Genomic DNA, 6,256 nt, shown 5'->3' on the forward strand with positions numbered 1-6,256 from the left:
AGTGGGGGATCCCGTCCATCTCCTCTTTCGTCACCTTGGCAGAGCCCACGTCCATATGGCGGTAGACCTGCATGGAATCGGCGCTGATGATCTCACCGCCGATGCGTTTGGCCAGGGCCACAGAAAGCGCCGTCTTTCCCGACGCCGTGGGCCCTGTCAGTATGATTAAAGGCTGTTTCATCACACGATCCTCTTAAATTTCTTTTCCATTTCATATTTGCTGATGGAAATGATGGTGGGCCGTCCGTGGGGACAGGCATAGGGATTTTCCAGGCCCAGCAGCTCGTCGATGAGCCTGTCCGCTTCCTGTTCTGAAAGGCGGTTGTTTCCCTTGACCGCCGCCTTACAGGACATGGAGGCGATCCGGTCGTAAACGGCCTCCGGCCCTGCGGCCCCGCTGTCCTCGGAAAGTCCGTCCAGCATTTCCATCAGAAGCTCCTTTTTGGCCAGGGAAAACAGGTTGTCCGGCACAGCCCGGACGGCATACTCGTTCCCGCCGAAGGGCTCGATCTCAAAGCCCACCCTGGTAAAGACGTCCATGTGCTTCTTTAATAGCTCCTCCTCCTGCATGGAAAGGGTCAGGATAATGGGAGGGCTGATGAACTGGGAGGTATATTCCCTGGACTTTAAGGACTGGAACGTCTTTTCAAACAGCACCTTTTCATGGGCGGCGTGCTGGTCGATGATGTACAGGCTCCCGTTATATTCCACCAGCCAGTAGGTGTCGAACACCTGTCCGATGAGCCGGTGGCGGCTCCTGGCCTTTTCTGAAAGCAGGCGGCCGTCGAACATCTCCATCTGCTCTGGGGCCTGGGACGGAGGTTCTGTACGATGGACCTCCGGCTTAAGCTGCCGGGCTGACGGCTCTGCCTGGCGGGACGGTTCCTCCGCTGGCCGGACTGGCTGCTCCATTGGGCGGGACGGCACCTCCGCCGGCTGGACCGGCTGCTCTGTCCCGCGGCTCTGCGGCCCCTCGGCCCGGACAGACGGCTCCGTTTGCCGGACTGGCTGTTCCGAAAAGCCCGTGGGCTTTCCCTCTGGCCGCCCGGACCGTGCCGGGGCGGGGCCGGAGCCCACGGACGGCATCGCTGTCCGGCTTCCAGTCCCGGCTCTCCAGTCCCCATAGGGAGACCGTTCCTCCAGGACCCCCATGGCGGCCATCCTTTTTTTCTCAAAGGGCTCCGGAGCCCGATGGGAGGTCTCTTTCCCGGAAGCCTCACTCCCGGCTCCGGATCTCCCTATCTCCTTCTTCTCCTCATCCCTTCCTGTGATCTCCACCTGGGGGATCAGCTCCCGGCCGGACAAGGCCCCCTGGATCATCTGGCAGACGGTCTTATACAAAAACTCCCCGTCCTTGAACCGGAGCTCCATCTTGGAAGGATGGACGTTGACATCGATGTATTCCGGCTCCACCGTAAAGTGCAGCATGGTAAAGGGATATTTATGCTGCATCATATAGCTCTTATAGCCGTCCTCAATGGCCTTGGCGATGAGGCCGCTTTTTATGTACCGGCCATTGATGAAATAATTCTCAAAATTCCGGTTGCCCCGGGCGATGGAAGGCTTCCCGATGAACCCAGACACCTGGAACATCTCCGTTTCCACGGAGACCGGCAGAAGCTCCGCCGTGATCTCCCGGCCGTAAATGGTGTAAATAATATCCTTCAGGTTATGGTTCCCCGAGGTATGGAGCTTATTCTGGTTATTGACGATCAGACGGATGGAGATCTCCGGATGGGACAGGGCGATCTTTTCCACCAGATCCGCCACATGGGCTCCCTCCGTGGCCGCGGTCTTTAAGAACTTCCGCCGGGCCGGGGTATTGAAGAACAGGTTCCGGGAAATAAACGTGGTGCCGTCGGGCGCTCCCACCTCCTCCAGGCTCTTTTCCTGCCCTCCCTCGATCTGGTACCGGCAGCCGGTCAGGCTGTCTCCCGTCTTCGTGATCAGCTCCACCTGGGAAACAGCGGCAATGCTGGATAAGGCCTCGCCCCTGAACCCCAGGGAGGAGACCGTCAGAAGATCCTCTGCCGACCGGATCTTGCTGGTGGAATGGCGGAGGAATGCCAGCGGAAGCTCCTCACGTTTTATCCCGCAGCCATTATCGGTGATGCGGATAAAGCCGATTCCTCCCTCCCGGATCTCCGCAGTGATGGCCGTGGCCCCTGCGTCAATGGCGTTTTCCATCAGCTCCTTCACCACAGAAGCCGGCCGTTCCACCACCTCTCCGGCGGCGATCTGGTTGATGGTATTCTGATCCAGCACCTGGATCGGCATAAAGATCCCTCCCTTTCCCGGTACGGCCCCTACTGCCAGCGGTTTTTCAGCCTGGTCTGGAGCCGGTATAAGGTATTTAACGCGTCAATGGGGGTCATGGTGGAAAGCTCCAGATCCCCCAGCTCCTTTATGATATCGTCGTCCTTTACTGTATCAAAAATGGACATCTGATTTAAGTCCACCTCGTCGGGCTTTGCCACGGCCTTATGCTGGACGGAGGACGCCGACATCTGGGCGATCTCCCTGGCGTGGGCCGTGATATCGGCGCTGGAAAGCTCCTCCACCAGTTCCTTGGCCCGCTGGATCACCGAATCCGGCACCCCGGCCAGCTTGGCCACCTGGATGCCGTAGCTCTTATCGGCCCCGCCCTTTACAATCTTCCGCAGGAATACAATATCGTCGCCCTGCTCCTTGACGGCGATACAGTAGTTGTTCACGCCGTTTATGGTGCCCTCCAGCTCGGTCAGCTCGTGATAGTGGGTGGCGAACAGTGTCTTGGCTCCCAGGAGCCTGGGATTGCTGATGTGCTCGATCACCGCCCATGCGATGGAAAGTCCGTCAAAGGTACTGGTCCCCCGGCCGATCTCGTCCAGGACCAGGAGGCTGTTCTTTGTGGCGTTCCTTAAGATATTGGCCACCTCCGTCATCTCCACCATAAAGGTGCTCTGGCCCGAAGCCAGGTCGTCGGAGGCTCCCACACGGGTGAAGATCCGGTCGCAGATCCCGATATTGGCCTCATCTGCCGGCACAAAGCTTCCGATCTGGGCCATGAGGACGATCAGGGCCGTCTGGCGCATATAGGTGGATTTTCCGGCCATATTGGGGCCTGTGATCACTGAGATCCGGTTCTTTCCGTTATCCAGATACGTGTCGTTGGCCACGAACAGATCGTCCCGCATCATCTTCTCCACCACTGGGTGGCGGCCGTTCCGGATATGGATGACGCCCCGTTCATTGATCTTCGGCTTCACATAGTTGTTCCGCATGGCCACCGCAGACAGGGCGGTGAACACGTCGGCTCCGGCAATGGCCTTGGCAGTGCCCTGGATCCGGACCACCTCTCCGGCGATCTGGTCCCGGACGCCGCAGAACAGCTCATATTCCAGGGTGTAAAGCCGGTCCTCGGCCCCCATGATCACGTCCTCCAGCTCCTTTAACCGGTCGGTGGTGTACCGCTCGGCGTTGGTCAGGGTCTGCTTCCGGATGAAGTAATCCGGCACCAGCTCCTTAAAGGAATTGGTCACCTCAAAATAATAGCCGAACACCTTGTTGAACTTGATCTTCAGATTCTTGATCCCTGTTTTTTCCCGTTCCTGGGACTCCAATTCTGCCAGCCATGCCTTCCCCTCGGTCTTGGCCTTCCGGTACTGGTCTGCCTCTTCGCTGTACCCGTCCTTAATGATCCCGCCTTCCCGCACCGTAATGGGCGGCTCCTCCACAATGGCCCGGTCCACCAGGTCATAAAGATCCTCCAGGGGATCCAGCTCCTCATGGATCTCCTTTAAAAGGTCACAGGAAAACTCATTTAACAGGCGCTTGATGTGCGGCAGCATGGACAGGGAGGTCTTAAACGCCAGAAGATCCCTGGGATTGGCAGTCTTATAGCTGATACGGCCCAGGAGCCGCTCCAGATCGTAGACAGAATTTAAGTATTCCCGGATCTCCTCCCTGGAGATAAAATTCATGTTCAGCTCCTCCACCGCAGCCTGGCGCTTCTCGATCTCTGCCTTCCGGACCAGCGGCTGCTCGATAAAGGACCTGAGCATCCTGGCTCCCATGGCCGTTCTGGTCCGGTCCAGGACCCAGAGAAGGGATCCCCGTTTCTGCTTTTCCCGCAGCGTCTCCACCAGCTCCAGATTCCTCCGTGTGGAGGTATCGATCATCATAAACTGGCCGGAGGTATAAGGCGTGAGCTTTGTAAGCTGGGACAGATCGTTTTTCTGTGTCTCATAAAGATACTGGAGCACACAGCCGGACGCGATCATACCGTTTTCATAATCTCCCAGGCCCAGCCCCTCCAGGCTTAAGACCTTAAAGTGCTCCTTTAGTACCTTCCGGCAGACGTCGTCAGAAAAGAACCGGCTGTCCAGGGACGAGACCGCCATCTGATACCTGTCCCTTAGCTCCTCCACGTTGAGGCCGGACATATAAAGGGCCTCGTTGCAGATCAGCTCTGACGGCGAAAACTTATTGATCTCGTCCAGGAGCGCCCGCTCGGAGCCTGTCTCCGTAACAAAAAAATCGCCGGTCGTAATATCGACCGTCGCTATCCCATAGTTATTTCCCGTATAAACAACGGCCATCAGGTAGTTGTTCTTTGTTTCATCCAGTGCCTGGTCGCTTAAGATGGTGCCAGGAGTCACCACCCGGATGACCTCCCGCTTCACAAGCCCCTTCGCCTGCTTCGGATCCTCCATCTGCTCGGCAATGGCCACCTTGTAGCCCTTCTGTACCAGGCGGTTTAAGTACGTCTCCACGGCATGGTGGGGGACGCCGCACATGGGCGCCCGCTCCTCCAGGCCGCAGTCTTTTCCTGTCAGTGTCAGTTCCAGCTCCCGGGACACGGTCCTGGCGTCCTCAAAGAACATTTCGTAAAAATCCCCGAGACGGTAAAACAGGATGCAGTCGGGATATTCCTTTTTCGTCTCCAGGTAATGGGTCATCATTGGTGATAATTGTGCCACTTTCTTACCTCTTATCTCTTTGTTCCCATGAAGTAAAAGCCCCTGGCCTCATCCAGAGACACGTCCACGATCTGTCCGATCAAGGAAGCGTCTCCCTGGAAGTGGACCACCGTGTTGTTGGAAAGACGGCCGGTAACATAGCCCGGTTCATGGGTATCCATTTCCTCCACAAGCACCTTCTGGACCGTTCCCTCATCCCGCATTACCACCTGGGCGGCAATGTCCTGGACCTCCTTTAAAAGCCGGTCAAACCGGTCCTTCACCACGTCCTCCGGGACCTGGTCTTCCATGGCCGCTGCCGGCGTCCCGGTCCGTTTGGAGTAAATGAACGTAAAGGCACTGTCGTAGCGCACCCGTCTCACCACATCCAGGGTCTCCTGGAAATCCTCCTCAGTCTCTCCCGGGAAGCCCACGATGATATCTGTGGTCAGGGAGATATCCGGCACGGCAGCCCTAAGCTTATCCACCAGTTCCAGGTACTGCTCCTTGGTATATTTCCGGTTCATCTGCTTTAAGATCCGGCTGCTGCCCGACTGGACAGGAAGATGAAGATGTTTACAGATCTTTCTGGAATTTTTCATCACTTCGATCAGTTCATCCGAAAGATCCTTGGGATGGGAAGTCATGAACCGGATCCGCTCCAGTCCGTCGATCTGCTCCACCCGCCGCAGAAGCTCCGCAAAGGTGATGGGCTCCTCCAATGTCTTTCCATAGGAATTGACGTTCTGCCCCAAAAGCATCACCTCCACCACGCCGTCTGCCACCAGGCCTTCGATCTCGTGGATGATGTCCTCCGGATTCCGGCTGCGCTCCCGGCCCCGCACATAGGGAACGATACAGTAGCTGCAGAAATTGTTGCAGCCGAACATGATGTTCACTCCGGATTTGAAGGGATACTTCCGCTCCACCGGCAGGTCCTCCACGATAGCGTCGGTGCCCTCCCAGATGTCCACCACCATCTTTTTTTCTGTCAGGCGGCGAAAGATCAGCTCCGCCAGCCTGAAAATATTGTGGGTCCCGAAAATAATATCCACATGGCGGTAGCTCTTCCTTATCTTCTCCACCACCTGGGGCTCCTGCATCATGCAGCCGCAGAGGGCAATGAGCATATCCGGATTTTTTCTTTTCAGACCGCCCAGATAGCCCAGACGGCCGTAAACCTTCAGATTGGCATTTTCTCTTACGGTACACGTATTATAAAGCACAAAATCAGAATTTTCATCCGCTCCCTGGACAAAGCCGGCTTCCTCCAGGATGCCTAAGAGCTTTTCCGAATCCCTGGCGTTCATCTGGCA

The 6,256-nt window shown here is 56.8% G+C and carries 4 protein-coding genes; all 4 read right to left on the minus strand.

All coding sequences use genetic code 11. The annotated features are described in order from the left end of the window. Positions 1-181: isopentenyl transferase family protein (locus WIH05_RS00380; RefSeq protein WP_337424808.1), on the minus strand; the 181-nt coding region annotated here is incomplete at its 3' end. Further along, the gene (gene mutL, locus WIH05_RS00385) at positions 181-2,277 is read right to left on the minus strand and encodes a DNA mismatch repair endonuclease MutL (RefSeq protein ID WP_337424809.1); all 2,097 of its coding nucleotides are present in this window, start codon (positions 2,275-2,277) and stop codon (positions 181-183) included. The genes WIH05_RS00380 and mutL, both read right to left, overlap by 1 nt. Before the next feature lie 29 nt (positions 2,278-2,306). Continuing rightward, the gene (gene mutS, locus WIH05_RS00390; protein ID WP_215655516.1) at positions 2,307-4,943 is read right to left on the minus strand and encodes a DNA mismatch repair protein MutS; all 2,637 of its coding nucleotides are present in this window, start codon (positions 4,941-4,943) and stop codon (positions 2,307-2,309) included. A gap of 29 nt (positions 4,944-4,972) precedes the next feature. Continuing rightward, positions 4,973-6,256 (minus strand): tRNA (N6-isopentenyl adenosine(37)-C2)-methylthiotransferase MiaB (gene miaB / locus WIH05_RS00395; RefSeq protein WP_337424810.1); only part of this gene is annotated, 1,284 nt, incomplete at its 5' end.

Origin of the sequence: Alitiscatomonas sp., assembly GCF_037242085.1 — a bacterium.
Classification (GTDB): Bacteria; Bacillota; Clostridia; order Lachnospirales; family Lachnospiraceae; genus Alitiscatomonas; species Alitiscatomonas aceti.

Coding starts and splice junctions, on each gene's coding strand:
- mutL (WP_337424809.1), bottom strand. CDS start 2,277: ATGCCGATCCAGGTGCTGGATCAGAATACCATCAACCAGATCGCCGCC.
- mutS (WP_215655516.1), bottom strand. CDS start 4,943: ATGATGACCCATTACCTGGAGACGAAAAAGGAATATCCCGACTGCATC.